Origin of the sequence: Sphaerisporangium krabiense, assembly GCF_014200435.1 — a bacterium.
In the GTDB taxonomy this organism is placed as follows: Bacteria; Actinomycetota; Actinomycetes; order Streptosporangiales; family Streptosporangiaceae; genus Sphaerisporangium; species Sphaerisporangium krabiense.
Genome location: NZ_JACHBR010000001.1, coordinates 3321831 through 3348535 on the forward strand (window position 1 = coordinate 3321831; position 26705 = coordinate 3348535).

Genomic DNA, 26705 nt, shown 5'->3' on the forward strand with positions numbered 1-26705 from the left:
ACCCGGGACACCGGCGCGGCCCGCGGCCATCGCGGGCGCTAGCGTCCTTCGCCCGAGCGTGAACTCGATCCGGCCCTCACGGAGAGACATGACCGACATGTCGTCTACGGGAGGGCCGGCCTTCATGCCATGGTGCTCACGATGACCGCACCACCCGCCACCGCGGCCGCCGACTCGGACCTGATCGCCGAGTCGCGGACCACCCCGGAGGCGTTCGCCGCGCTGTTCGACCGCTACGCGCCGATGCTCTACCGGTACGTGTCCCGCCGCCTCGGCCCCGAGGTCGCCGAGGACCTGGTCGGCGAGACCTTCCTGGCCGCCTTCCGGCGCCGCGACCGGTACGACCTCAGCCGTCCCGACGCCCGTCCCTGGCTGTTCGGGATCGTCAGCAAGCTGATCTCCCGCCACCACAGGAGCGAGGCCGCCCGCTACCGGGCGCTGACCCGCGCGCCGATCGACGACGTCACCGACGGCCCCGCCGATCGCGTGGCCGAAGGAGTGACCGCCACGGCGTCCCGCCCCCTGCTCGCCGCCGCGCTGGCGAGGCTCTCCCAGGGAGACCGCGACGTCCTGCTGCTGATCGCCTGGGGCGACCTCAGCTACGACGAGGTGTCGCAGGCCCTCGGCATACCGGTCGGGACCGTGCGTTCCCGCCTGAACCGGGCGCGGCGCAAGGTGCGCGAGGCGCTCGGCCACACCAACCCGATGCGGGACGAGGAGTAGCGATGGACGATCTGACGACGCTTCGCGACCTCGGCCGCGACCTGGAGCACGAGCCGCCCGCGACGCTGGCGCGGCAGCGCAACCGCCTGCTGGACGCCGCCGCGGGGGTTCGCGGGCGCCGCCGCGTGCCGGGCTGGACGGTGCTCGGCCTGGCCGCGGTGCTGACCGCGGTCGTCCTGGCCGTCCCCAGCCTGCTCCTGCGCGCGGGCGCGCCGATCAACAGGCTCGACACGTACGAGGGCCTGGCCTCGAATCCGGCCGTGCGGGAGGCGATCACCGTGCTGCTGGTGGGCACCGACGGCGGGAAGGGCGCGGACGGCGCGTCGGCCGTGTCCCTCACCCTCGCGCGGGTGACCGCCGACCGCAAGGACGTGACGGTCGCCGACCTGCCGGCGGACCTGGTCGTGGGGATCCCCCGATGCCGGACCTCCACGGGCGAGACCGCCGCGCGCACCGGCGTGATCGGCGGCGCCTTCGCGACGGCGGGGATGCCGTGCCTGTGGAAGACGGTGGAGACGATCACCCGCGTCCGCGTCGACCACACCGTGGAGGTCTCCTCGGCCGCGTTCACGAAGCTGGTGGACGAGCTGGGAGGCGTCGAGCTGACCCTGCCCCGCGCCGTCCACGACCCGAAGTCCGGCCTGCGGCTGCCCGCCGGACGCTCGCTCCTCGACGGTGAGCGGGCGCTGGCGTACATCCGAAGCGGGTCCGCGCCCGGCGGCGACTCGGCCCGGGCACGCGCGCAGCGCCGTCAGCAGGTCATCGGGGCCTCGCTGAAGAAGGCGGCCGACCGCCTCACCGAGCCGGCCCGCCTGCTGTCCTTCCTGCGGAAGGCGAGCGGCCTGGTCACGACCGACGCCGGCCTCACCCCGCGGATGATGTCCGACATCGCCCTCGAGACCCTCCAGGCACAGCCCCCCGCCGTCCACTCCCTCACCATCCCCGTCCGCTCCGGCCCCACCGGCCGTCTAGAACTCAGCCGCCCCGCCGCCGACCGCGTCTTCCGCAGGTTCGCGGACCACTAGCGCCCTCGGGAATGCGGGAGGAAAACCCGATCATGAGGCTCGAACGGTTTCCGGCCGCTGACGCCAGCTGGCTCCTGGGGGTGGGGCTCGGCCTGCTCTTCGCCGCGGTTCTCACGGGGTGCGAGGCGATCGCGCCGACGCTCACCGGCCGCTTCTCCGAGCAGCTCTGCCTCGACCGGGCCGCCGAAGAGAACGCCTTGTACCGGTCCGCGATAGAAGAGGCGCTCCCTGCCAGGCGGCGGGTCAAGGTCACCGAGTGGAACGGCTGCGACTCCTCGGACAACGGCGCCGAACTCCACGTCCGCCCCGACCCGGCGCTCGACCACGAGGCGCTCACGACGAGGTTCGAGAAGGCCGGCTGGTCCCGGGCTCTCGCGGCCGAGGTGACCGAGACGTGCGAGTTGTGCCCGAGGGCGGACCTCGTGAAGGACATCGGGCTGCGCACCGTCGGAGTGCGGCTCGGCTTCGGGGCCTCGGCGACGGTCACGGTCTTCGCGGCCGACGGTTGCTGGGACGACGAGGGCTACGAGTGCCCGGCTTGAAGCGTGGTCAAGTGGGCCTTCAGTACGGCGAGCATGGTGGCGGGGTCCAGCCGGCCGGGATGGAAGACGGCCTCCAGGGAGAGGCCGTCGATCAGGGCGCAGAGGCGGCGGGCTTCCAGGGGGATGTCGGCGTTCGGGTGGAGGCGGCCGGCGCGGTGGGCGCCTTCCAGGACTCGGGTGGTGAGCGAGACCAGGCCGTCGTACAGCTCGTCGGCGTGCGGGCGTAGCTCGGGGCGGGTGCGGGCGGCGGCGGCGAAGGACAGCCAGACGACGACCTCGGCGTGGCGCTCGTCGTCCAGCGGCAGCAGCTCGGCGAGCATGCGGACGACGGTCTCGCGACGTTCGTCGGGGGAGAGCGGCGCGGACGGGTCCAGCAGGCGGTCCGCGTGGACGGTCAGCCGGGCGATGATCCGCGCGGACATCTCGCGCATCGCGAACAGCATCAGCTCGGTGTGCCCGGCGAAGTAGTGCCGCACCGAGCCGATGGCCAGCCCGGCCTCGGCGGCGACGTTGCGCAGCGAGGTCTGCTCCAGGCCCTCCCGGCGGACCACCCGGAACACGGCCTCGGCGACCACCCGCCGCCGCTCCTCCGGATCCACGATTTTCGGCACCTCCCCTTTATAGCACGGCCGTGCTATCTTCTATTTGGCACGAGCGTGCTACAAACGGGAGGTGTCATGAGCGGGATCCTGCTCACTCTGGTGGTGGCCGGGCTGATCGTCGCCGTGGTGGTCCGCCGGTTCCTGGGGGAGCCGCTGAACGCGCGCAACCTGTTCGTCCCCCCGGCCGTGCTCGCCGGCATCGGCGTACACGGCCTGGTCAACGACGTACGCCCCAGCGGCGTCCACCTCGTCTGGGTGGTGTCCATCACCGTCGTGGGCCTGCTGCTGGGCGCGTTACGCGGCGCGACGCCCCGCCTGTTCGTCCGCGACGGCCACCTCTGGCAGCGCTACACGCCCTGGACCGTGCTCGTGTGGGTCCTCTCGGCCGGGACGAACTTCGGCCTCGGCGCCCTGGCCACGCTCGCGGGCGTCCCGGAGCAGGTCCGCCCGATGACCCTGTCCATCGGCGTCAGCCTCCTGGGCGAGGCCATCGCCCTCGGCCTGCGCGCCCGCGCCATCGGAGCCCCCTACGCCCCAGAGGCCGACGACTCACTCCTCCACCACCTCACCCGCCGCGCCCCGGCGGACCGCGACAGGTGAGCGGACCCGGCGCTCCAGGTGGCGGCCGTCCCCGGTCAGGTGAGGTTCAGTCCCGGTGCGGACGTTCAGCACCACCAGCGCTTGCTGCAGAACCTGCTCTCGCCCTTGTTGCGATCGACATCGACGTCAAGGTCCACACCTCCGTCTCCGCCTCCCGAGGTGGTGGAGCCGTAGTTGTACCCGATGACCAGCTTGATCTTCTGCCCGATCCGTAGCCGCGTCCCAGGCTTCGGCGCCTGCGCGATCACCCGGTTCTGTCCCACCGGCACCTTGGCCGACTCCCGGTTCGACGATACGACGGTCGCGTCGATCGGTTCGAAGAGGTCGTCCGCCCGATCCTCCGACCAGCCGACCACGTTCGGCATGGTCCGGTGTCTCTTGTAGAACGTCCATTCCTCAACGGTCACGAACCGGACCGCGACCTCGCCGCCGGGCTGGACGACCGTGCCGGCCTTCGGCGCCATTCGGTACACGAAGCAGTCGGACCGGTCGGTGCAGTAGCTGTAATCGGCGATGCCGTTCGTCGACAACCTCAACCCACGCGCCTCGACCTCGTTCTGCGCGTCAACGAGGGTCTTCTTCAGCAGGTCGGGTAACGGCATCGGACTGGGTGCCGGGGTGACCAACACCTCGGCGGCCTTCACGGTCTTGTCGTCCCCATCGCCGAAGACCGAACTGACTAGATTCATGCAGCCGCCGACCATGATGAAGACGCCGACGATCGGCCAGAACAAGTTGATGGATTTCCTGCGCGCCATCACGAATCCCCTGAGGCTTCTCGGCTAACGATTGAGCCCCCGAGTACCTCTGGGACGCACGAGGCGGACGGCAGGTTCACCGACCGGTTCCGCCTACATCGAGGTCGGTTCCGCGTTGGTGACACGCGTGTGAAAGCCCTCGGCGGTCGGTACGACCATGGGGGTGCCGGTTACCGGGTCGGGGACGACGATGCTCGGCAGGTCGAAGACCTGTTGTACGAGCGTCGCGTCGACGATGTCGGCGGGGGCGCCTTCCGCGATGACGGCGCCGTCCTTCATCGCCACGAGGTGGTCGGCGAAGCGGCATGCCTGGTTGATGTCGTGAAGGACGGCGATCACGGTGCGGCCCTCGTCGCGCAGACGGGAGAACAGGGCGAGCAACTGGTACTGGTGGGTGATGTCGAGGAACGTCGTGGGCTCGTCGAGGAGCAGGTACGGCGTCTCCTGGGCCAGCACCATCGCGACCCACACCCGTTGGCGCTGGCCGCCGGACAGTTCGGCGACCGGCCGGTCGGCGAGGTCCACGACGCCGGCCGCCGCCATGGCCTCGGCCACGGCGCGTTCGTCCTCCTGCGACCAGGTGGACAGCAACGTCTGGTGCGGGTAACGGCCGCGGGCGACCAGCCGCTTCACCACGACGTTCTCCGGAGTGACGAGCCCCTGGGGCAGGAAGCCGATCTCCCGGGCGATCGCCTTCGGCCGGAAGCCGGTCACATCCCGGCCGTCGAAGGACACCGCCCCGGCCGAGGGTTTGAGCAGCCGGACGAACGCCCGCAGCAGCGTCGACTTCCCGCACCCGTTGGCGCCGACGATGGCGGTGAACGCGCCGTCCGGGACGTCGAGGTTCACGCGCGTCGCCACCACCCGGTCGCCGTAGGCGAGGGTGATGTCCCTGGCGGTCAGGCGCGCTGTCACGGTCGCCTCACTTCCTTGACGAGCAGCCAGATGAGATAGCAGCCGCCGATCGCGGTCGTCACCACACCGACCGGCAACGCGACCGGGGCCAGCAGGAGTTGCGCGATGAGGTCGGCGGCCAGCAGCAGCACCGCGCCGGTCAGCGCGGCGGACGCCGGCGGCACACCGCCCGCGCGGGCCAGCCTGCGTCCGATCTGGGGCGCGGCGAGCGCGATGAAGACGATCGGCCCCGCGACCGCCGTCACGGTGGCGGTGCAGCCGACGCCGGCCAGCACGAGCAGCAGCCGGAGGCGGTCCAGGGCGACGCCGGAGGTGACGGCGAGTTCGTCGCCGAGGGCCGACTGGTGCATCGCATGCGACAGCGTGACCAGCAGGAGCGTGAGCACGCCGATGACGAGGAACGGCAGGCGTACGCCGGCCCACTCGACGCCGTTCAGCGATCCCGAGCTCCACCCGGTCGCCGCCATGGCGATCTCCAGCTCGGCGCGCAGCACGATCCATGAGTTGACCGCGGTGAGGATGGCGTTCATGGCGATCCCGATGACGATCAGCCGCAGGCCGCTGAGCCCGGAGCCGAGCGACAGGAAGTAGACGGCGGCCGCGGTCAGCAGTCCGCCCAGGATCGAGCCCACCGCGAGCTGCACCGCCGTACCGCCGAGCACGGTGATCGAGATCAGCGCGCCGGTGTACGCGCCCGCGTCGAGCCCGATGACGTCGGGGCTGCCGAGCGGGTTGCGGGTGATGTTCTGGAAGATCGCCCCTGCCAGGCCGAGCGAGGCGCCGAAGACCAGCGCGGCGGCGACCCGGGGCGCCCGCCATTCCCGGACCACGAACGCCGAGTCGCCGTGCCCGGCGAGCGCGGACAACGCGTCCGACGGCGTGGTCCAGGAGGCGCCGTAGCAGAGGCCGAACACCGCGAGGAGCAGCGCGACGGCGACCAGTACCAGCGACACCACGGTCGTGCGCCGTTCGATCCTGACCGAGAACCGCCCGGCCCGCAGCACCAGGTCGTTCACAGGGCCGCCGCCCCGTGACGCCGTACCGCCCAGATGAGCACCGGGCCGCCGAGGAACGCGGTGACGACGGCCACCGGCACCTCGCCGGTCGTCAGCAGCACGCGCGCCCCGATGTCGGAGACCAGCAGCAGGATGGGCCCCAGCAGCATCGTGTACGCCATCAGCCACGGAACCGATCCGCCGGCCGGCCTGCGGGCCAGATGCGGGACCATGAGCCCGACGAAGGCGATCGGCCCGGCCACGGCGGTGGCGACCGCGGCGAGCAGGGTGACGAGTACCAGCACGGCGGCCCTGGTCCGCGCCACGCGGCCACCGAGCACGTGAGCGACCTGCTCGCCCAGGACCAGGGCGTTCAACGGCCGGGTCACGGCCATGGCGCCGATCAGCGCGAGCACGATCAGCGACAGGGGGACGGCGAGGGACGTCTGCTCGCGCCCGGCCAGCGACCCGATGGACCAGAACCGGAACCCGTCGAAGACGTCGGGGAGCATCAGGCGTATGCCGAGCGAGACGCCCGCCAGCACCGAGCTGAGCGCGACGCCGGCGAGGACCAGCCGCAGCGGAGAGGTCCGGCCGACGGAGTACACCAGGAGGGCGGCGAGCACGGCGCCGGCGAACGCGAGCGCGAGCTGCGCGGACTGCGCGTCCGCGAGGTGCAGCGCGCCGCCCACGGTGATGGCGAAACCGGCTCCGGCGGTCACCCCGAGGATGCCGGGTTCGGCCAGCGGATTGCGGGTCAGCGTCTGGATCAGCGTGCCGGAGGCGCCGAGTGCGGCGCCCACGCAGATGCCGAGGACCGTACGCGGGACACGGATGTCCCGGATGATCACGTGATCGTCGGCGCCGGTGTGGTCGGCGAAGGCACGCCAGATCTCGGCCGGTGCGATGGTGTGCGCCCCGACGCTCACGCTGGCGCCCGCGGCGACCACGAGCAGCGCGACGCACACCAGCAGGTACGCGGCCTTCCTGGGCAGATCAGTCCTCAAGCCCGGCGACTCCGCGCTTCCAGTACCCGGTGATCAGCGAGTCGAGCCGTCCCGCGCTCCACCGGCGCAGCGGCTTGATGTCCTCCGCCTCGCCGGCCGCGAACAGGAAGGTCCCCTCATCCGGCAGAGGCAGCGACCGTACCGTCTCCGCGAGGCGGGATCCGGTGTCGTCGCGGACGAGCCGGATCGCCTCCACCCCGTCACGTGCCGCGAGCGGGTAGGCGTGTTCGGAGACGTCATCTGTCTCGATCACGACATGGGCGGACACATCGGCCGGAGACTCCGCCAGCCAGCGTTCCACCGCCGGCAGGCCGGTGGAGTCGACCGCGAACACGTAATGCCGGTAGTTGTGGGGGAACGCCTTGGCCCCGGGCGGACCGGCGATCGCGACCCGCTCGCCCACCGCGGCGGTGGTGGCCCAGCTCGAGGCGACCCCGCCGTCGTGCAGGAAGAAGTCCAGGTCCAGCTCGCCGGCGTCGGCGTCGAACCGTCGCACGGTGTACTTCCGGCCCGTGGGCGGCGGCTTGGGCCAGTCGAGCGTCAGTTCCTCGTTGGCGACCGGGATGCGACGGGTTCCGTCGGGATCGGGAAAGACGATCATGACGTGGTCGTCGGCCTGGTAGGTGTGGAACCCCTCCAGCTCCGGGCCGCCGAGGGTGAGCCGCAGCATCCGCGGCGTCACGTGCTCACGCGCGAGCACCGAGACGGTGCGGATCCCGATCGGATAACCGATGCGGGTCATGCCACTGCCGGTGCTGTGATGCCGGGCGACGCGCTCCCGTGGATTCCGCCGGTCCATGCTCATCGGTCCAGCAGCGGCGCGAGCGCCTGGTCGATCGCGTCCAGCGTCGTGAGCGCCGAGCCGTACGTCGCCGCTTCGGTGTAACGCAGCGGGAAGACCTTGCCGGCCTTGACCGCGGGCAGGTTCTTCCACAGCTTGGAGTCCAGCACGTACCGCACGGCCTCGCTCACCGAGCCGTCGGCGTCCAGCGTGTACGTGATGGCATCGGCCTCGCCGAGGCTTTCCGGCAGCTCCTCGATCGAGGGGTACTCGGTGACGTCGCCCGCGCCGCCCTCCTTCTTCTTCACCTCGCCGTAGTAGTTCACGCCGACGTCCTGGGCGATGTTGGTGCCCCAGGAACCGGCGAACTCGCGGTGGAACGTTCCCTCGGCGACATCGCCGTAGGCGCCCACGTGGCCGAACTTCACGCCGTCCAGTGCGGACTCGTACGTGCCGGCGAGCTCCGCCGCCTTCTTCTCGTAGGCCGACTTGGCGGCCTCGAAGTGGTCGAGGCGGCCCGCGGCGTCGGCCTGGAGCCGGGACCGCTCGCGCCACGCGGCGGGCAGGGTCGGGCCGATCGCGACGACGGGGGCGATGGACTTCAGCCGGTCCATGTTGATGTCGGCGATCACCGGCTTCGGCACGCCGATGATGATCAGATCCGGCTTGGCGGCGGCGATGGCCTCGTAGTTGGTCTCGGCCGCCGTCTCTCCCGCGATCTTGGTGAGGCCGTCGTAGGTGGCGCGTTGCTGGGCGGTCATCAGCGGCAGGCCGCGTTGCCAGGTGGAGATGCCGGCCAAGGGAGCGCCGGCCTCGATGAGCACGGGCACCGCGTAGCCGGTCGCGACGACCCGCTTGGGGGCGGCCGGGATCGTGACATCGCCGTTGTCGGCGCTGAACACCCGGGTCCGCGCCGCGCCGGACTCCGCGCCACCGGAACCGCTGGAGCCGCCGGAGCCCGTGGAGCCGGCGGAACCGCAGCCCGCCACCAAGGTGAGCGAGAGAGCAAGAGCGCCAGCCAGGCGCCAGGGCCGTCGAGAAGACATGAACGTGGTCCTTCAATGACATGCATGGACAAATGAGACAGGAGGGTCCTAACCCATACAGCAATGGTTAGTTAGGATAGCCTTGCCAAACATGGTTCCAGTGTCGACGAGAGGTCAGTCGATGTCGGCGGGAGGTCACTCGGTGACGGTCGTGCCCCCTACCGGGACGGATCCGATGTCGTGCGAGGAGTACGGCTACGGCCTCGGCCGGCCCGACGGCATCCTGGTGCTCAAGTACCGCTCGGCGGCCGTGCTCGAATTCGGGCGGAGCCGGGAGGACTTCCTGCACCAGCTCTACTGGTCGCCCGACGGCATGCTCTCCACCCGGTACGGCGCGGACGCGCAGTTCGTCGGGCCACGGGAGGCGTTCTGGGCCCACCGTGCCGTGAGCCATGAGGTACAGGCCGCGGACTGGCGGACCGTGTACAGGATCTGCCTGCGAGAGGTGCCGCCGGCGCTCGCCGGGCTCCGGGCCGGAGCGGTCTCCATCGACGACGAGGCGGCCCGGCTCGTCCAGGCGATCGCCCGTACCGGTCAGGACGAGGAGCGGGCGCTCGTGGCCCGCCGCCGCATCCTGGCCGGACTCGGCGCGTCGACGCGCGAGTTCGTCGGCCACCACGCCACCGGCACCGGTTTCGCGATGCAGGTCGCCCGCGCGCTGTCGCACGACCCCGGCGACCCGCTCCGCCTGGACGAGTGGGCCGAACGGCTGCACATCAGCGTCAAGACCCTGCAACGCGACTTCGAGCGCGAGTTCGGCATGTCGTACTCGCGATGGCGCACCAGGCTGCGCCTGCGCGCCGCACGGACCCTGCTGGAGTCCCACCCGGTGGCCGAGGTCGCCCGGCGCGTCGGATACGCCACCCCGTCGGCCTTCATCGCCGCCTTCACCAAGGAGCACGGCTGCACCCCGGGCCGTTACGCCCTCCGCCGGCCCGGCCTGGGGTAGGCGCGGAGACCGCCTCCGATGGAGATCGCAGCCCCCGCCACTTTCAACCTATAGCGCACCGGGGGGCTTGCGGCAAGGCCCGGGGCGTGCCGCAGAATGTCCGGCCGAGGGGCGAGCGCGCACAGATCAGGGATTCGCGACGTCCATGTGCTCGCCGGCGGATCGGGCGGCCGTCCCGGAACCGGATCTCATCGCACGGGGGGTTCATGTTCGACGTCATCATCGCCGGCGCCGGGCCGACGGGCTTGATGCTGGCCAGTGAGCTGCGGCTGCACGACGTGCACGTGCTCGTGCTGGAGAAGGACGCGGAGCCGGCCGGAATCGTCCGCGCGCTCGGCCTGCACGTGCGCAGCATCGAGGTGATGGACCAGCGCGGCCTGCTGGAGCGGTTCCTCGCCCACGGCCGGAAGACCAGGCTCGGCGGCTACTTCGCCGGTGTCGACAAGCCATGGCCCGACAGGCTGGACACCGCGCACGCGTACATCCTCGGCATTCCCCAGACCGTCACCGATCGCCTGCTGGCCGAGCGCGCCACCGAGCTCGGCGCCGAGATCCGGCGCGGCTCCGCGCTGGCCGGGCTGAGCCAGGACGACGAGGGGGTGACCGCCGAGCTGGCCGACGGCACGCGGCTGCGCTCGCGCTACCTCGTCGGGTGCGACGGCGGTCGCAGCACGGTGCGCAGGCTGCTCGGTGTCGGCTTCCCCGGTGAGCCCGCCAGGACCGAGTGGCTGCTGGGCGAGATGGAGGTGACCGAGGATCCGGCGACGGTCGCCGCCATCGTCGCCGAAGTCCGCAAGACCCATCGCGGATTCGGCGCCGGGCCTCTCGGCGACGCGCTGTACCGCGTCGTCGTGCCCGCCGAGGGGGTGGCCGAGGACCGTACGGTCCCGCCGAGCCTCGAGGAGTTCAAGCGGCGGCTGCGGGTGTTCGCGGGCACGGACTTCGGCGTGCGCTCGCCGCGCTGGCTGTCCCGGTTCGGCGACGGCACCCGGCAGGCCGACCGCTACCGGGTCGGCCGTGTGCTGCTGGCCGGCGACGCGGCGCACGTCCACCCGCCGCTGGGCGGGCAGGGGCTCAACCTCGGCATCCAGGACGCGTTCAACCTCGGCTGGAAACTGGCCGCCGAGGTCGGCGGATGGGCGCCGGAGGGGCTGCTGGACAGCTACCACGCCGAACGGCACCCGGTGGCCGCCGACGTGCTGAACAACACCCGCGCGCAGTCCGAGCTGATGTCCCTCGAACCAGGCCCTCGGGCGGTGCGCCGGCTGCTGGCGGAACTGATGGAGTTCGAGGAGGTGCGCCGGCACCTGATCGAGAAGATCACCGCGATCGGGGTGCGCTACGACTTCGGCGAGGGGCGCGAACCGCTCGGCCGGAGGATGCGGGACGTGACGCTGAAGCGGGGGCGCCTCTACGAGCTGATGCGCGACGGCCGTGGACTGCTGCTCGACCAGACCGGCCGGCTCTCGGTGGCGGGGTGGGCCGATCGGGTCGACCACGTCCTCGACGTCAGCGAGGAACTGGACGCGCCCGCCGTGCTGCTACGCCCGGACGGCCACGTGGCGTGGGCCGGCGACGATCAGCGGGATCTGCTCGGCCATCTGCCTCGATGGTTCGGCGCCGCCGGCTGATTCTCCGCCTCAGCGGTGTCGGGGACGAACGGGAAGCCCGCGGGCGGTGAGCACTTCATCGGGTGTCCGCCGAGGAGGTGAGCCGGTTCCTATGTAGATCCTTTACCATTTCGACAGCAAGCGATTACTCTCCGCGCTAGCGTCGGCACGTTCCGTGTTGGGCGTTTCTCGGGGGTCCGGGCCGGTGGGTGTTCGAGTGATCTTCATAGGCGGGCTGGGGCGTAGCGGTACGACGCTGCTCGAGCGGTTGCTGGGCGAGGTCCCTGGCGTCGCGCCGCTCGGTGAGGTGATCCATCTATGGGAACGCGGGATCATCGCCAGGGAGCCGTGCGGGTGCGGGGAGCCGTTCGGGGCGTGTGAGTTCTGGCGGCGGGTCGGCATCCGCGCGTTCGGCGGGTGGTCGTCCGGCCTGGCCGACCGCGTCCTGACGTTGCGACGCCGGGTCGACCGCACCCGGCGCATCCCCGCGCTGGCCTCCCAGCGCCTCCAGGTGGGCCTCAGCGGGTACACCCGGGCGTACTCCCGGGTGTACGAGGCGGCGGCCAAGATCTCCGGCCGCCCGGTCGTGGTCGACTCCAGCAAGCACGCCTCCCTCGCCTTCTGCCTGCGCACCTCGCCCGTGATCGACCTCAGCGTCGTCCACGTCGTCCGCGATCCGCGCGCGGTCGCCTACTCGTGGCACAGACAGGTCACCAGGCCCGAGAACGGCGGCGCCATGACCCGCTGGCCCCCCGTGCGGACGGCCGTCCACTGGCTCGTGCAGAACCTCGCCTACGAGCTGCTCGCCCGGCGCCGCGGCACCGTCATCCGCGTCCGGTACGAAGACCTGCTCGCCGACCCCCCGGCCGTCCTCGCGGCGCTGCTCGGCCGCCTCGGGCTCGGCGGGGTCGCCCTCGGCTTCCTGCGGCCGGGGATGGCCGAGCTGTCCGCCGCCCACACCTGCGCGGGCAACCCCATGCGCTTCACGGTCGGCGCCCTCGAACTCACCAGGGACGACACCTGGCGCGAACGCCAGCCGCGCCTGCACCGCTGGCTGGTCACCGCGCTGACCTGGCCGCTCATGCTCCAGTACGGCTACCGCCCACGCCGCCGCCCCGCCCGGGAAGAGACCCGCGTCCCCCGCATCCCCGCCGGAGTCGCCGCCCAGGAGTGCCGATGAAGCCGATCGAACCCATGGAGCCGATGGCGCAGGGGAAGCCGATGGATCGCGAGAAGTCCCCGGAGCCGGCGGGTTCCGTGGGCGTCGTGATCCCCACGCGCGGCGACCGCCCGCACCACCTGTGCGCCGCCCTCGCGGCGGTCCTGGCCCAGGAGGCGCCCGGCGGGGTGGACGTCGTCGTGGTCGTGGACCGCGGGGACGTGACCGCCGTGACCCGCCAGGTGGACGCCGTCTCCGCGCGATGGCCCGGCCGGGTGCGGGTGATGGCGAACCACCTCACCCCCGGCCTGCCCGGGGCGCGGAACACCGGCATCGCCGCGCTCGGCACCCCGCTGGTGGCGTTCTGCGACGACGACGACCTGTGGTTGCCCGGCAAGCTGCGCGCGCAGCTCGCAGCGCTCGACGCCGACCCCGCGGCCGAGTTCGCCGGGTGCGCCGTCGAGGTCGAGTACGGCACCCACCGCGTCACCCGCCTCGCCGGCACCGACCGCGTCACCACCCGCCACCTCACGCGCTCGCGCATGATGATGGTCCACTCCTCGACGTTCCTGTTCCGCCGCGGCGCCGTCTGGCCCGACGAGAGCGCGCCCGGCGGGCACAACGAAGACTGGGATCTCGCGCTGCGCGCCGCCGGGCGGCATCCGATCGTCTACGTCGACCGCCCCCTGGTCCGCGTCCGCTGGGGCGGCTCGGCGTACGTCACCCGCTGGGCCGACCGCATCGCGGGCCTGGAATGGATGCTCGCCCGCCATCCCGGCCTCGCCGCCGACCGGCGCGGCGCCGCCCGCGTCTACGGCCAGCTCGCCTTCCACAACGCCGCGCTCGGACGCCGCCGCGCGGCCGGGCGCTGGGCGTTACGCGCGTTCGCCGCCCGATGGGGCGAGCCGCGGGCGCCCATCGCGCTGGCGGTCGCGCTCGGCCTGGTCTCCGCCCGCTCGGTGCTGAGCGTGCTGCACACCCGCGGGCACGGCATCTGATGGCGCCGCGCACGACGACCGGCGCCCCGCGGCTGACGATCGGCGGCCTTCCGGTGGACGCCCTCACCGAGGAGGAGGTGGTCGGCCACGTCGTCGCCGCCCTCCGGCGGGGGGAGGGCGGCCACGTGGTCACCCCGAACGTGGACATCTGCCGTGCCTGCGCCCGTGACCCCGAGGTGCGGGCCATCATCGCGGGCGCCGACCTCTTCGTCCCCGACGGCATGCCGCTGGTGTGGGCGTCCCGGCTGCTCGGCACGCCTGTGCCCGCCCGCGTCACCGGCGCCGACCTGATCTGGTCGCTGTCGGAGGCGGCGGCGGCCGGCGGCCGGTCGATCTACCTGCTCGGCGGGCCGCCGGGGGTGCCCTGTAAGGCGGCGCAGGTGCTACGGGCGCGCTTCCCCGGCCTGCGGGTGGCCGGGGGGTCCGCGCCGCCGTACGGGTTCGAGAAGACGGCCGAGGGGTTCGCGGCCGTGCGCGAGTCCCTGGTGGCGGCCGATCCCGACATCGTCTTCGTCGGGCTGGGGTTCCCCAAGCAGGATCGGCTGATCAGCATGGTCCGCCGGGATCTGCCGGGCGCCTGGTTCGTCGGCTGCGGGTCCGCCATCTCCTTCGCCGCGGGGACGGCGCGCAGGGCGCCCGAATGGATGCAGCGGTCCGGCCTGGAATGGCTGTTCCGCCTGGCCTCCGAGCCGGGCCGCCTCGCCCGCCGCTACCTGGTCGACGATCTGCCGTTCGCGCTCCGCCTGCTCGTGGTGTGCCTGGTCAAACGGCTCCTTCGCGGGCGCGGCCCGTCGTGAGCGTAGGCGGCATGTGATCGGAGGTCCTTGCCGCGTCGCAGGGGCGGGACGGTGAGGGTGTTCGCCGGCCGAAAGTACGCCTGGTTCATGGGCTATCGGCTGATTCAGGTCTGACCGTTCCATCGATGAAGCGCGGACGCCTCGCCGTCACGATCGAAGCATGACGAACGAGAGCACCGGGGTCACCACCACGGCAGGGCAGGAGACCTCACGCGGCACGGGAATCAGAGCGCGAAACTCCGGCATGCGCCGCAGCGCTGGGACGAGCGCCTCCTCGTCCCAGAAGGCGGGAGAGGGTAAGCCGGCGGCGCGGGAGACAGGAGAGGACTGGCCGGCGGGCGGGGGCGACGCGACGCGGGCGGGCGCGTTGCCATTGGCGGACGGGGGCGAGGCGGCGCGGACGGGTGCGTTGCCGTCGGCGGGTGGGGGTAACGCGGGGCGGACGGGTGCGTCGCCGTCGGCGGGTGGGGGGAACGGAGCGCGGGCGGGGGCGGCGCGGGAGCGTGGGCAGTGGCGGGTGCCTGCGGGGCTGATCCTGCTGTCCGCCGTTCCCGTCATCATGGGTGCGGTGCGGCTCGACGGGCTGATGGGCGGCGCGGCGGTGACGCCGGAGAACGCCCGGTTCTTCGCGGTGCCCCTGCCCGTGGTGTTGCACATCGTCGGCGCCACGCTCTACAGCGTTCTCGGCGCCTTCCAGTTCGCCCGCGGGTTCCGCCGCCGCAGGCCGGCCTGGCACCGTGCGGCCGGTCGGCTCCTGGTCCCGTGCGGGCTCGTCGCGGCGATCACGGGGCTGTGGATGACCCTGTTCTACCCGTGGCCCCCTGGCGACGGCGAACTCCTCGCCGGTTTCCGGCTCGTGTTCGGCTCGGCCATGGTCGTGTCCATCCTGCTAGGCGTCGCCGCGATCCTGCGGCGGGACATCGCCGGGCACCGTGCCTGGATGACCCGCGCCTACGCGATCGGGCTGGCCGCGGGCACACAGGTCCTGACGCACCTCCCCTGGTTCATCCTCTTCGGCACACCCGGCGAGCTGCCGAGAGCCCTGCTCGTGGCCGCGGGATGGGTGATCAACCTGGTGGTGGCCGAGTGGTTCCTCCGCCGGGACCGCCGTCCGGCTCAGCTCCGCACGCGGTCGGTCTCGTAGGCCCATATGGCGATCTCGACGCGGTTGCGGGCGCCCAGCTTGGCCATCAGGCTCGCGATGTGCGACTTCACCGTGCTGAGAGAGATGTGCAGCTCGTGGGCGATCTCGCTGTTGGTACGGCCCCGTGCCACGGCGGCGAGGATCTGCTCCTCCCGGATCGTGAGCGCCTCGATGGGCTGCACGGGCGGCGAGGCGGGTCCCGTCCGGGCGAAGGCGCCGAGCAGCCGGGCCGTGATGCTCGGCGCGATGAGCGCGTCGCCGTCGGCGGCGGCGTGCACGGCCTGGGAGAGCAGGGCGGCGCCCGCGTTCTTGAGCAGGAAGCCCCGGGCGCCGGCCCGCAGGGCGGCGTAGACGTACTCGTCGAGGTCGAAGGTCGTGATGACGACGACGGCGAGGGGGTCCTCGACGCCGGGGCCCGCGAGGGCGCGCGTGGCCGCGATGCCGTCCAGGATGGGCATGCGGATGTCGAACAGGCACACGTCGGGGCGCAGGCGCCGGGCCAGCTCGACCGCGCGCCGTCCGTCCTCGGCCTGGCCCACGACCTCGATGTCCGGCTGGGCGTCCAGGATCATCGCGAGCCCGGTGCGGACGATCTCCTGGTCGTCCGCGACGACCACCCGGACCGTCATGAGGCCACCCCGGAGCGGGGCAGGACGGCGGTCACGGTCCACCCCTGGGCGTTGCCGGGCGAGGCGACGCAGGTGCCGCCGAGCAGCCGAGCGCGTTCCGTCATCCCGATGAGGCCGTACCCCGGCGACGCGGACGGGCGTACGTGGCCGGAGTCGCCGTCGTCGCTCACCCGCAGGCGCACCGAGGTGTCGTCGGCGGCGACGTGGACCTCGATGCGGGTGGCCCGCCGGGCATGCCGTCGGGCGTTCGTGACCGACTCCTGGGCGATGCGGTAGATCGCGGCCCCGACCGCCGGGGAGACGCCGTCGACCTCGCCGGAGATCTCCACCTCGACGGACGGGCCGACACGGGGGCGGTCGGCCAGCTCTTTCACGTCGGCGATGCGCCGGCCGGGGGTCAGCTCCGCCGGGTGGGTCCGGCGGAGCACGCGGACCATGGCGTTCATCTCCGACAGGGCGCGCGCCGCCTCGGATTCGATCAGCTGGAGCGCCTCGGTCGCGGCGTCGGGGCGGGACGCCGACGCCGCCAGGCCCGCCTGGGCGCGGATCGCCATCGCCGAGATGTGGTGCGCCACCGTGTCGTGCAGGTCGCGCGCCAGTTGTTCGCGTTCGAGCAGCTTGACCTGGTCCAGCTCGCGCATCCTGGCCCGGGCCCGGTAGCGGAACGTCCCGCCGAGTGCCATGGCCGAGATGACGACGGCGAGCCCGCCGAACGCGTCGGAGAGGACGAGGCGACCGGTGAGGACCGCGGCGGCCAGCGCGGCCGTCATCAGCGCGAACCCGAGCACGGCCTCGCGCCCGGAACCCCAGCGGAACAACGCGTACATCACGATCACCAGGAAGGCCATGGTGTTCGTCTCCGCCGACTCGCCGCCCGTGAGCAGCGAGGCCAGGGTGGTGCCGGCGAAGATGATCGTGACCATCAGCAGGGGCCTGGTCCGGCGCCACAACAACGTGGGCACCAGCCCGATGGTGAGGATCACCGAGAGGGCCGGCCGCGGGAGATCCGTGCGTACCACGCCTTCGATCACCGCGACCGGCACGAGCACGGCCACGAGAACCCAGTCACGCCATACGCGGGAGGGAGGATTCGGGGAACGGGGCTCGTGCCAGACAGACCTGAAGAAACCCCTCACGCCACCATGGTACGAGTCACGCCGCCGCCGGACCATGAGAAGTGATCGCCGTCCTGTGCCGCGGGGCTGGGGAGGGTGTTCCGTTCCGCCGGCGCGGACGGCCGTGGTCGAGTTCGGCGCGCGGGGGCGGACGCGGTCGCGTTCAGCGGGTCATGAGGGCGCGGAGCTTCGCCGTGACCACCTCGGGGGCCTCTTCGGCCATGAAGTGGCCGCAGGTCACGGTCGCGTGGGCCAGGTCGGGGGCCCAGGCGCGCCAGAGGGCTTCCGCGTCGTAGCCCAGGGCGGCGCCCCAGTCCTGTTGCAGGACGGCCACCGGCATGCGCAACCGGGTGCCCGCCGCCCGGTCGGCGCGGTCGTGCTCGACGTCGACGGTCGCCGAGGCGCGGTAGTCCGCCACGATCGACGGCACCGCGTCGCGGCAGGCGTCCAGGTACGCGGCCCGGATCTCGGCGGGAACGGCCTCGGGGTCCTGCGCCCAGATGTCGAGGAAGTGGGCGAAGAAGACGTCCGGGGCGGCGGCGATCATCCGTTCCGGCAGGTCCGGCGGCTGGGCCATGAGGTAGAGGTGGAAACCCACGGCGGCGGTCGTGCCCTGCATCACGTCCCACATGTCCAGGGTCGGCAGCACGTCCAGGCAGGCCAGATGGGTGACGGCGTGCGGGTGGTCCAGCCCGGCGCGGAAGGCGACCAGCGCGCCCCGGTCGTGCCCGGCCAGCGCGAACCGCTCGTGCCCGAGCGCGCGGGCCAGCGCCACGACGTCGGCCGCCATGGCGCGCTTGCCGTACGTTCCGCCGCCGTCGTCCACGGGCTTGTCGCTGGCGCCGTAGCCGCGCAGGTCGGGGCAGATCACCGTGTGATCGGTGGCGAGGTCCGCGGCGACGTGCCGCCACATGAGGTGCGTCTGCGGGAAGCCGTGCAGCAGCACGATCGCCGGGCCTGAGCCGCCGACGGCGACGCTGAGCGCCACGTCGTCGGCGACCTGAACGCGCCGGTAGTCGAAGCCGGGAATGGTCGGTGCCATGGTGAACCGCTTTCGTTCGCTCGCGGAGGAGACCGCCACCTCAGGCGGCCACCCCCACCCTGACCCCCGCCAATCAGCATCCACTCAGCATCCACTCAGCACATACCGTGGTGACCGGGGGAGGGGAAGCGCCTGCGTTCGGCGCGCCGGTGCCGGTGGTGTCCAGAGGCGCGGGGGAGACGGCGGTCGTGTTCTGCGTGCTGGGGGCGGGGGCCGAGGGGTGGGGGTGTGATGGAGAAGGTGACGTTCGGGGTGCTCGGGCCGGTGGTGGCCGAGCGGGGTGGCGGGGTGCTCGGTCTGAAGGGGCCGCGGCATCGGGCGGTGCTGGCGCGGCTGATCGTGGCCCGCCGTCGCGTGGTCCCGGTGTCCCGCCTGGTGGACGACCTGTGGGACGAGCCGAGGCCGGGGGCCGTCGGCGCCGTGCAGACCTTCGTGGGCGCGTTGCGCCGCGTCCTGGAACCCGGCCGCCCGCCCCGGACCCCCGCCCGGCTGCTGGTCACGGACGGACCCGGGTACGCGCTGCGGGCCGCGCCGGACGACGTGGACGCCTGGCGCTTCGAGACCGGTGTCGACGCCGCCGCCACCCTGCCGCCCGCGCGGGCGCTCGAACGGCTGGAACAGGCCCTGGACCTGTGGCGTGGCCCGGCGTACGCCGAGTTCGCCGACGAGGAGTGGACGCTGGCCGAACGCTCCCGCCTCGGCGAGCTGCGCCTCCAGGCGGTGGAACGGCTCGCGGAGGCGCGGCTGGCCGTCGGGCTCGCCGCCGAGGCCGTACGCGACCTGGAGGCGCACCTGGCCGGGCACCCCTTGCGGGAGAACGCCTGGCGCCTGCTCGCCCTGGCCCTGTACCGCACGGGCCGCCAGGGCGACGCGCTCGCCGTGCTGCGCCGGGCCCGGACGGCGCTGGCCGACGAGCTGGGCGTGGACCTCGGTCCGGAGCTGCGCCGGTTGCAGGCCGGCATCCTCGCCCACGATCCCCGCCTGGAGCAGCCGTCCAGCGCGGTCACCGGGGCACGGCTGTGGGCCCAGACGGCCGAGGCGTACGACCGTGCGGTGGGCGCCGGCGCCCGTGCCCGGCTGGAGTCGACCGTGAGCCTGCTGCGCAACCTCGCGGTGACCGGAGGCAGCGGCCTGCAGGCGGCCCAGGAGCACCGGCCGGCGACCATCGGCGCGGCCGAGGAGTTCGGCGACCCGGAGCTGACCGCCCGCGTCATCGGCGCCTACGACGTCCCCACCATCTGGACCCGCAGCGACGACCCCGAACAGTCCCGCCGGATAGCCGCCACCGCCGAACACGTCCTGGCCGTCCTCCCGGACGGTGCCATCGACGAGGAGGCGACGGTGCCGGGCGGCGACACGCGCTTCCCCGGCGATGACGTGCGGCCACGCGGTGGTGACGGCGAGGGGGTGGCGGCCTACGCAGGGGTGCGGGCGCGGCTGCTGGTGACGATCGCGGTGGAGACGCGCGGGGTGCGGTCGCCGCGTGGCCCGGAGGCGGCGCGGGAGGGGGTGGAGATCGCCCGCCGGTTGGGGGATCCCGCGCTGCTGGCGTTCGCGTTGAACGGGGCGTACGTGCAGTCGTGCACGCGGGCCGGGCTCGCGGCGCGGCGGGACGCGATCGGCGCGGAGTTGGTCGCGTTGGCGGCCCGGCACGGCCTGGCGACCTACCGGATCCTCGGCCACCTGGTCCGCGTGCAGGCCCGCGCCGCCCTGGGCGACCTGCCCGGCGCCGACGAGCACGCCGCCGCCGTCGACCTGCTGGCCGAGCGTCACGAACGTCCGCTGGCGACCGTCTTCACGCAGTGGTACCGCGCGCTGCGGCTCGCCGCCCAGGGGCGGATCGCCGAGGCCGAGCCCGCCTACCGTGCCGCCGCCGCCCGGCTCGACGGCGCCGGCATGCCCGGCGTGGAGGGCGGACTGTCGGCGCTCACCCACCTCAGCCTGCTCCTGGCGAACGGTACGACGCCCGCCACGGAGGCCGCAGGGTCCACCGGAGAGGATGTGCCGTTCGCCAGGGACGCCGTGCCGTCCGCTACGGAGGTCGCCGGACGTCTTGACCCCGACGCGGACTGGGGGCCCTATCGTCCCTGGGCCGAGCCGTTCCTCTTGCTCGGTGAAGGACGGCACGCCGAGGCGCGGACGGTGTTGCGCGCGATGCCGGAGCCGCCTCCGGACCTGCTCTATGAAGCCCTGTGCTGTCTGGAGGCCGCGGTCGCGCTGGAGTTGGGGGACCGGCCCGTGCTGGAACGGGTCCACGCCCGGCTGCTCCCGGCCGCGGGTGAACTCGCGGGCGCGGGCAGCGGCCTCATCACCCTCGGGCCCGTGGACCGCTGGCTCGCCCGCATCGCCACCGCTCTCACCCGTCTCCCGTCGTGACCGACCCCGGCGACGCGTCGTGGTCACGGGCGGGTCAGGGCGAGGATGCGGGCGATCTCGTCGGTGGTGAGCTGGTCGCGGTGGCCGGCGAGGGCCCGCTGGGGGTCCATGGGGCGGTAGGCGGTGCGTGACAGGCCGTGCCACCGGAAAGCCCCGGCGGTGGCGCGCGCGCGTGACGATCGCGGTTCTCGTGCCTGCCGGGAGGCCCGGGTGATCGTTCGCTCGGCTGTGGGGGACCAGGTGAGGCCGCACCAGGCGTACAGGTCGCGGTAGCCGTTGAGGGGATCGGTGACCAGATCCTCGTAGCGGACGACGCGGATGCCGGGGTGCCGTGCGGACAGCGTCTCGGCGACCGTTCTGGCGGCGCGCCACAGCGCGGCGGTCGTCGTCAGGCCGTCCCCCGAACCGGCCAGAGCGGACAGGTCGCGCACACACGGGTGATCGCGGACCAGCAGGGGCTGCCGGAGCAGTTCGCGGACGTCCACCGTCCAGCCGAGCCGCCGCCAGCTCGCCACGAGGGACACCGGGTCGCGCACCAGCAGGACCACCCGGCAGTCGAGCCGCTCGGCGAACCATCCCGCCGAGAACAGCGCGAACGGGTCGTCCAGCAGCGCACGGCGTCCGAGCAGCCTGCCGGCCGTGAACGAGGACGCGTTCCTGACCAGCCGGGCGAGGTCGCCGGGGCGGCGGTTGCGGCGCAGCTCGGCCGCGTACCCGTAGCGGAGGGCCACGGTTCCGGAGAAGGCGCGCAGCCACGGCTCCTCGCCGTCGGGGCAGATGTACTGGAACCGGTGGCGCACGGTGGCGTCGAGCACGCCGGGGGAGCGGCCGGGCGGGCGGCCCGGGTTGAGCGGCTCGTTCACGTACACCGCCTCGCCGCTCGCCGCGAGCATCTTCCCCGCCCAGCTCGTCCCGCTCCGGGGCAGCCCGGTCACCAGGATGGGCGGGCCGCCCGCACGCCGGCCGATCACGGCGTCACGCGTCCGGCGCTCGGGCCGCCCATGGGCGCGGGCTCTTCCTGCCGGTCACGGGTTCGTGGCCGGAGGGAGGGGAGGCTGTGGCGGCCGAAGGGGCGCAGGCCGTAGCGGCGGGAGACGCGCACCAGGGGGAGTGCGTTCTTGACGAGGACGCCGGCCGACCAGCCGAGGGCGGCGCCGAGCGTTCCGTGCGCGGGGACCAGGGCCACGTCCAGGGCGACGGTCACCACGATCGCGCCGAGCATGTTGAGCGTGCTGGACACGGTGTGCCCGGCGGCGATCAGCACCACGTCCACCATGCCGCAGGCCGTCGCGGCCATCATCGTGACCGCCAGCACCGCGGCGACCGCGGCCCCGCCCTCGTACCCCTCGCCGAACACCCGCAGCAGCCACGGCGCGAGCAGCGCGTACCCCAGCCAGATCGGCCAGGTGAGGACGACCAGCCACATCGTGGTCGCCTGGTAGAGCACGCGGGCCAAGGGCAGGTCGCCGTCCGCCAGCGCGCGGACGAGGCGGGGCTGCACCGCCTGGGTGAGGCCCTGGTTCGCGAGCTGGCCGACCACCTTGAAACGGGTGGCGGCGGTGTAGACGGCGGCCTCGGCGGGCCCGGCGAGCGCGGCCACGATGACGACGTCCAGCCGCTGGAACACGGCCTGCGTCGCGGCCCCGAAGGCACGCGGCGCCGTGTGCCGCCAGAAGCGCGGTGTCACGTCCGGCGTCCCGCCGCGCGCGGGGACGCGGCGGCGTAACCAGAGGGCGGCGAGGAGGACGACGGGGAGGTACGGGGCCGCCCAGGCGGCGGGGATCGCCCACGCCGGGCCCGTCCCGGCCGCCAGCAGGGCGCCGACGAGGACGAGCTGTCCGCCGGGCTGGAGCACGCCGCCGAGCAGGATCGTCGGGCGCATCGCGCCGAAGCCGCGCGTCGCCGCGAGCAGGATGTCGGCACAGACGACGAAGGGGAGGGCCAGGGCCAGCACGCGCACCACCGTCGCCGTCGCGTCGGCCGTCACCAGCGAGGCCGCGACGGCGACCGTCCCTCCTGTGGGGGAGGATGCGCTCGTTGGAGGAGACCCGCTCCCGGATGCGTCGTTCAGGGCCCCGATGGTGTCCGCGCCGAGGTACGCGAGGGCCGCCGCGGCGATGGAGAGGATGAGGACGGGGAGCAGCGCCGATCGGACGAGTCTGGAAATATCGGGATGTGCCCCGTCGCGGTGGCGGGCGATGAAATAGATCAGCCCATTACCGGTGTCCAGGCGGAGGATGCCCGCGGCCATCAGGCACAGCGACGTGGCGGTGAGCACCGTCCCCGCCGAGGCCGCGTCCAGCCCGCGGGTCAGCGCGACCACGATCAGCACCTGTGCCCCGGCGCCGGCCACCGCTCCGGCCAGCCCCGCGGCGCCGCCTCGGACCAGGGAGGCCACCGCGCGTCCATCGGAGGACGGCATGACCGTGAGGTGAGTCAAGGACGGAGGGCCGGGAGGTCAGCGGCGCCAGGAGGGGACATCGCCGAGCCAGTCGCACAGCTTGAGGTCCCAGGGGACGAAGTGCTCGGAGAGCTCCTCGCGCAGCGACCGCGGCATCTCGGCCGGGCGGGGACGGGCGTTGTGCCGCTCGAACACCGGGTCGCCGAGGCGCGGCAGGCCGAGGAACTCCAGCACCTGGTCGTACACGGGCTCGGGGGTCGCGAAGAACCGCCCGCTGTCGATCACGAGGATGCGGCGGCGCGCGACCACGGACTCCAGGCGCGCGAGCTGCTCGGCGTACTGCCCGCGGGCGACGTAGGCGTGGTGCCGGTGCGCGTGGCTGTGGCCGTACGGCTCCTCGCACAGCCGCTCGATCTCTCCGGCCAGCCGCGAGGGCTCCAGCTCGACGGCGCGGGCGAACGACCGCTCGGTCTCGAACCCGCGCGCGACCTCGTGGGCATGGGCGGAGTACGCCCGCTCGACCGGGTCGCGCACCAGCACGATCATCTTGGCGCCGGGCAGGTCACGGGCCAGGCGGTACGGCGACAACGGGTGGAACATGTAGTAGGGCGAGGACTCGAAGGCCAGCGGGCGCGTGCCGTACCGGCGGTGCAGGCGGGCCGCCCTGGCCCGCAGCGGGAAGTGGGCGCGGTACCACGACAGCCCCTTGTCGTAGGCCGTGTCGAAGTAGTGGACGCCCTTGCGCAGGACGGGCTTGAGCACGAGAGGGTGCTGGGCCAGGGCGCGGTACAACGAGGTCGTGCCGCAGCGTTGCGCGCCGACGATCAGGAAGGACGGCAGCAGGCGCCCGCCGACGGTGAGCCGCCCCGCCGTGTGCGACACGGCGTGGGCGGATCGTTTGACGGTGGGGTTCACGTGATGACCTCCTGATGGTCGACGAGGGGCGCGAGCCACCGCTCGGGCGGGCCGAGCGGCTGGAGGCCGTCCCGCTCGTGACGGTCGGCCAGGGCGATCAGGTACCGGACGGCGGTCTGGCGGGCCTGCCCCGCCGACAGGCCGAAGGGGGCGAGCGTGGGCAGCGCCTGGGCCAGGCAGGCGGCGGCGGCCACCTCGGGGGACATGCGCTTCAGCGCGCGCTGGAAGAAGTGGTGAAGCGCGTCGAACCCCAGGGGGACACCGGTCTCGAACCGCTCCCAGTCCCACACCAGCAGCCGCCCGCCGGGCCCGGGCGCCACGTTCCACGGCGCGAAGTCCCCGTGCCAGGCGTGCCCGCCGGCGAGATCGATCCAGGGCCCGTGCCCGGCGGCCCGGGGTTCGTGGTGTGCCGGCGTTCCGTGGTGCCGCGGAGCGGGGTGCGGGAGAGAGGAGCCCAGGGTGGCGATCTCGGCGATGGCGCGTTCGAGGAGAGAGGCGGGGACGCGGCGGCGGCTGGTGGGGAGCGGGGAGAGCGCGAGGACCTCCAGGCCGTTCCAGGTGCCGTGGTGGAGGACGGTGGGCGCGACCACCGTGCTCAGCGGGGCCGCGGCCAGCATGCGGAGGGTGGCGCTCTCGTGCCGGACCAGCGCGCGCGAGCGGTCGGTGTCGCCGACCTTGACGAACGCCAGCGGCTCGCCCGAGGGCGTGCGGACCTCCAGGATGGGCTTGCGGTTGGCGCGCCGGGCCGGGCGGACGTGCAGCAGGACGGTGACCGGGCGGCCGAGGACGTCGGCGAGGTGGCCCTCGATCGTGCCGGGGCCGCTCGGCAGCCGGCGGCGTCCCGGCAGCCACAGCGACCGCGGCACGAGCCGCCGCGGCAGGAACCGGCTCGGCACGAGCGCGTAGGGGGTGTCCCGGCGAACCGGGCCCCGCCCGGCCGCCGGCTCGGCCGCGGCATGACCGTTCACGGGTTCGGTGATGGGGCGGGCCGGTCTATCGGGGGTGCGAAGGGTGGGGCGGGGCCTGGTGCGGGTGTCCGGGCGGGTGTCTTCGCGGGTGAGGTCTTCGGGCGGGTAGAGCAAGAGGATCACCTCGTCGAGATAGCGCAGCCGCGCGCGAAAGTCCCTCATGAAGGGCGCTCCACGTCTGTCATGGGGCCTGTCATGGGGGTCGTCACGGGAGCGGACATCGGAGCCGTCGGCCGGGTGCTGTCCCCGTTCGACTGCCCCGCGAAGCGGGGGTGAATCGGGGAGGTAGGGAGAAGACCGTCGGCGCCGTTCCTCCACAGCAGGGCGAACGAGATCATGTACAGGGTGAGCGCGGTGATCAGCCCGTCGTAGACGAACATGTAGAGCAGCGCGAGGATCATGACCAGCGTGCCCGCCCGGCCGACGGGGGTGCGGTCGCGCCAGTGACGGCGGACGGCCCCGGCGAAGAACGCGACGTACAGCGCGGCCCCGGTGAAGCCCTGAGTGATGAGCAGGAGCCAGAGCTGCCCGTCGCTGCCGAGCGGCGGATGCCCGCACTCGGCGCACCAGTCCGTCTTGCCGGTGGTGATCGTCTGGTAGTTGCCGTAGGCGTTGCGGGTGTTGCCGTACCCGATGATCGGGGAGTGGGCGGCGGCCTCCAGGGTGGCGGCGACGGTGAAGGCCCGGATGCGGTTGCTGTGCGGGCTGTCCAGACGCTGGGCCACGATGCCGGCGAGCGGCCCGGCGGCGAGCAGGAGCCCCGCGACGGCGACGGCGGCGCCGATCACCAGCCCGGTGCGGGGCCGCGCGCGGGCCAGCGTGTACGCCAGCGAGACGGCGAGGCCGATCCACAGGCCGCGGTTGAGCGAGTAGACGATGGGGATCGCCGCCACGGCGACCGCCGCCGCGCACAGCGCCCGCCGCACCGGCCCGCCGTACACCCACCAGCCGACGACGAACCAGACCAGCAGCACCGACAGGTTGCCGCCCCAGGCGTTGGCCCACTCGAAGGGCGCCTCGGGACGCGGCGAGGCGTGCCCGAGGACGTGCTGGATCTGCGCCGCCGTGGGGTGGATCAGGTTGCGGACGTAGGAGTTCCCGCTGACCCAGGACGGCAGGAGCGTCTCGACCGGCGAGGTGAACGTGAACCGCGGCGCGACGACGCCGAGCAGCCCCCCGGCCACGGTGGTGAGGAACAGCGCGCCGAGCATGCCCACGAGCGCGCGCCGCGGCAGCTCGCGCTCGGTGAGGTTGACCAGGTAGAGCACCATGACGACCAGCGCCACGTACAGCGTGAGACGCATGGCGTACCCGAGGACGCGGCCGGTGCCGAGCTCGCCGTACGTGCCGGGGGGCGACTCGCCGAGCATGACCGCGCTGACGAGGTACCCGGCGACGAGCAGGGCCCACAGGCCCATGCCCTTCGGCACGCGGACGGGCCTGCGCCGCCACAGCACGACCGCCATGGGGACGGCGGCCACGATGATCGAGAGGCCGCCGAAGCCGAGCGCCCACCAGACCGGGTAGCCGACGAGGTAGCCGGCGATCGGCCAGGCCGCGGGCGCGGGCAGGCGCACGCGGGACGGCCAGGGGGGAGGGAGGCTCATG

General features: G+C 73.2%; 26 protein-coding genes. 11 read left to right on the top strand and 15 right to left on the bottom strand.

Annotated elements, in window-relative coordinates; genetic code table 11:
• The first annotated feature begins 141 nt into the window (after window positions 1-141).
• From BJ981_RS14860 to BJ981_RS14870, 3 genes are read left to right on the top strand one after another with little or no spacing between them, the layout of a single operon-like run.
• Complete coding sequence (locus BJ981_RS14860) at window positions 142-723, top strand: RNA polymerase sigma factor (protein WP_184611796.1); 582 nt, start codon at window positions 142-144, stop codon at window positions 721-723.
• Window positions 724-725: 2 nt separating this feature from the next.
• Window positions 726-1748, top strand: coding sequence for an LCP family protein (locus BJ981_RS14865; protein WP_184611798.1), 1023 nt, complete (start codon window positions 726-728; stop codon window positions 1746-1748).
• Window positions 1749-1780: 32 nt separating this feature from the next.
• The gene (locus BJ981_RS14870) at window positions 1781-2290 is read left to right on the top strand and encodes a hypothetical protein (protein ID WP_184611800.1); all 510 of its coding nucleotides are present in this window, start codon (window positions 1781-1783) and stop codon (window positions 2288-2290) included.
• On the opposite strand, the gene BJ981_RS39200 is transcribed toward BJ981_RS14870, so the two are convergent.
• Entirely contained in the window at window positions 2272-2901 is a 630-nt protein-coding gene (locus BJ981_RS39200) for a TetR/AcrR family transcriptional regulator (RefSeq protein WP_184611802.1), read from the bottom strand. The genes BJ981_RS14870 and BJ981_RS39200 overlap by 19 nt on opposite strands.
• 66 nt (window positions 2902-2967) lie before the next feature.
• On the opposite strand from BJ981_RS39200, the gene BJ981_RS14880 reads away from it, so the two are divergent.
• Window positions 2968-3492 (top strand): DUF1453 family protein, encoded by a 525-nt coding sequence (locus BJ981_RS14880; RefSeq protein WP_184611804.1) that lies wholly within the window; start codon window positions 2968-2970, stop codon window positions 3490-3492.
• 65 nt (window positions 3493-3557) lie between these two features.
• Here BJ981_RS14880 and BJ981_RS14885 read toward each other — a convergent pair whose 3' ends face one another.
• The 6 genes from BJ981_RS14885 to BJ981_RS14910 form a co-directional block, all read right to left on the bottom strand.
• Window positions 3558-4250, bottom strand: a complete 693-nt coding sequence (locus BJ981_RS14885; protein WP_184611805.1) for a PASTA domain-containing protein — start codon at window positions 4248-4250, stop codon at window positions 3558-3560.
• Window positions 4251-4343: 93 nt separating this feature from the next.
• Window positions 4344-5165: an ABC transporter ATP-binding protein gene (locus BJ981_RS38155; protein WP_184611806.1), complete on the bottom strand. Its 822-nt coding sequence runs from the start codon at window positions 5163-5165 to the stop codon at window positions 4344-4346.
• On the bottom strand, window positions 5162-6181 hold the full coding sequence (locus BJ981_RS38160; RefSeq protein WP_184611807.1) for a FecCD family ABC transporter permease: 1020 nt from the start codon (window positions 6179-6181) through the stop codon (window positions 5162-5164). Before BJ981_RS38160 ends, BJ981_RS38155 begins: the two co-directional genes overlap by 4 nt.
• Complete coding sequence (locus BJ981_RS14900) at window positions 6178-7167, bottom strand: FecCD family ABC transporter permease (RefSeq protein WP_184611808.1); 990 nt, start codon at window positions 7165-7167, stop codon at window positions 6178-6180. Before BJ981_RS14900 ends, BJ981_RS38160 begins: the two co-directional genes overlap by 4 nt.
• Window positions 7157-7909, bottom strand: a complete 753-nt coding sequence (locus tag BJ981_RS14905; RefSeq protein ID WP_239139514.1) for a siderophore-interacting protein — start codon at window positions 7907-7909, stop codon at window positions 7157-7159. Before BJ981_RS14905 ends, BJ981_RS14900 begins: the two co-directional genes overlap by 11 nt.
• A 59-nt stretch (window positions 7910-7968) precedes the next feature.
• Entirely contained in the window at window positions 7969-8994 is a 1026-nt protein-coding gene (locus tag BJ981_RS14910; RefSeq protein ID WP_184611812.1) for an ABC transporter substrate-binding protein, read from the bottom strand.
• Window positions 8995-9136: 142 nt separating this feature from the next.
• Here BJ981_RS14910 and BJ981_RS14915 point away from each other — a divergent pair, with 142 nt between their 5' ends.
• The 6 genes from BJ981_RS14915 to BJ981_RS14940 all read left to right on the top strand — a co-directional run bounded on the left by BJ981_RS14915 (window position 9137) and on the right by BJ981_RS14940 (window position 15651).
• Window positions 9137-9943 carry a helix-turn-helix transcriptional regulator gene (locus BJ981_RS14915; protein WP_204070494.1) on the top strand — a complete coding sequence of 269 codons (807 nt, stop codon included), beginning with the start codon at window positions 9137-9139 and terminating at the stop codon, window positions 9941-9943.
• A gap of 206 nt (window positions 9944-10149) precedes the next feature.
• Entirely contained in the window at window positions 10150-11574 is a 1425-nt protein-coding gene (gene rox, locus BJ981_RS14920; RefSeq protein ID WP_184611814.1) for a rifampin monooxygenase, read from the top strand.
• Between the two features lie 196 nt (window positions 11575-11770).
• Entirely contained in the window at window positions 11771-12733 is a 963-nt protein-coding gene (locus tag BJ981_RS14925) for a sulfotransferase (protein ID WP_239139513.1), read from the top strand.
• Window positions 12730-13710 carry a glycosyltransferase gene (locus BJ981_RS14930; protein ID WP_239139512.1) on the top strand — a complete coding sequence of 327 codons (981 nt, stop codon included), beginning with the start codon at window positions 12730-12732 and terminating at the stop codon, window positions 13708-13710. The genes BJ981_RS14925 and BJ981_RS14930 overlap by 4 nt, the downstream gene beginning before the upstream one ends.
• Entirely contained in the window at window positions 13710-14507 is a 798-nt protein-coding gene (locus tag BJ981_RS14935; protein ID WP_184611818.1) for a WecB/TagA/CpsF family glycosyltransferase, read from the top strand. The genes BJ981_RS14930 and BJ981_RS14935 overlap by 1 nt, the downstream gene beginning before the upstream one ends.
• 517 nt (window positions 14508-15024) lie before the next feature.
• Window positions 15025-15651, top strand: a complete 627-nt coding sequence (locus tag BJ981_RS14940) for a DUF2306 domain-containing protein (protein ID WP_239139511.1) — start codon at window positions 15025-15027, stop codon at window positions 15649-15651.
• On the opposite strand, the gene BJ981_RS14945 is transcribed toward BJ981_RS14940, so the two are convergent.
• From BJ981_RS14945 to BJ981_RS14955, 3 genes are all read right to left on the bottom strand, one after another.
• A complete protein-coding gene (locus BJ981_RS14945; RefSeq protein WP_184611820.1) occupies window positions 15624-16280 on the bottom strand; it encodes a response regulator in 657 nt (218 codons plus the stop codon). The genes BJ981_RS14940 and BJ981_RS14945 overlap by 28 nt on opposite strands.
• Window positions 16277-17416: a sensor histidine kinase gene (locus BJ981_RS39205; protein WP_239139510.1), complete on the bottom strand. Its 1140-nt coding sequence runs from the start codon at window positions 17414-17416 to the stop codon at window positions 16277-16279. The genes BJ981_RS14945 and BJ981_RS39205 overlap by 4 nt, the downstream gene beginning before the upstream one ends.
• 142 nt (window positions 17417-17558) lie before the next feature.
• Window positions 17559-18437 carry an alpha/beta fold hydrolase gene (locus BJ981_RS14955; RefSeq protein WP_184611822.1) on the bottom strand — a complete coding sequence of 293 codons (879 nt, stop codon included), beginning with the start codon at window positions 18435-18437 and terminating at the stop codon, window positions 17559-17561.
• A 231-nt stretch (window positions 18438-18668) separates the two neighbouring features.
• Here BJ981_RS14955 and BJ981_RS14960 point away from each other — a divergent pair, with 231 nt between their 5' ends.
• Complete coding sequence (locus BJ981_RS14960; protein ID WP_184611824.1) at window positions 18669-20813, top strand: AfsR/SARP family transcriptional regulator; 2145 nt, start codon at window positions 18669-18671, stop codon at window positions 20811-20813.
• A gap of 23 nt (window positions 20814-20836) precedes the next feature.
• Here the strand turns inward: BJ981_RS14960 and BJ981_RS14965 are convergent, their stop codons facing one another.
• Genes BJ981_RS14965 through BJ981_RS14985 form a run of 5 tightly spaced genes read right to left on the bottom strand, consistent with a single transcriptional unit; the run spans window position 20837 to window position 26704 of the window.
• A complete protein-coding gene (locus BJ981_RS14965; RefSeq protein WP_239139509.1) occupies window positions 20837-21784 on the bottom strand; it encodes a sulfotransferase in 948 nt (315 codons plus the stop codon).
• Window positions 21781-23235, bottom strand: a complete 1455-nt coding sequence (locus BJ981_RS14970; RefSeq protein WP_184611826.1) for a lipopolysaccharide biosynthesis protein — start codon at window positions 23233-23235, stop codon at window positions 21781-21783. The genes BJ981_RS14965 and BJ981_RS14970 overlap by 4 nt, the downstream gene beginning before the upstream one ends.
• A 36-nt stretch (window positions 23236-23271) precedes the next feature.
• The gene (locus BJ981_RS14975) at window positions 23272-24129 is read right to left on the bottom strand and encodes a sulfotransferase domain-containing protein (protein ID WP_184611827.1); all 858 of its coding nucleotides are present in this window, start codon (window positions 24127-24129) and stop codon (window positions 23272-23274) included.
• A complete protein-coding gene (locus tag BJ981_RS14980; RefSeq protein ID WP_184611829.1) occupies window positions 24126-25259 on the bottom strand; it encodes a hypothetical protein in 1134 nt (377 codons plus the stop codon). Before BJ981_RS14980 ends, BJ981_RS14975 begins: the two co-directional genes overlap by 4 nt.
• On the bottom strand, window positions 25256-26704 hold the full coding sequence (locus BJ981_RS14985; RefSeq protein WP_239139508.1) for an O-antigen ligase family protein: 1449 nt from the start codon (window positions 26702-26704) through the stop codon (window positions 25256-25258). Before BJ981_RS14985 ends, BJ981_RS14980 begins: the two co-directional genes overlap by 4 nt.
• Window position 26705: the final 1 nt, after the last annotated feature.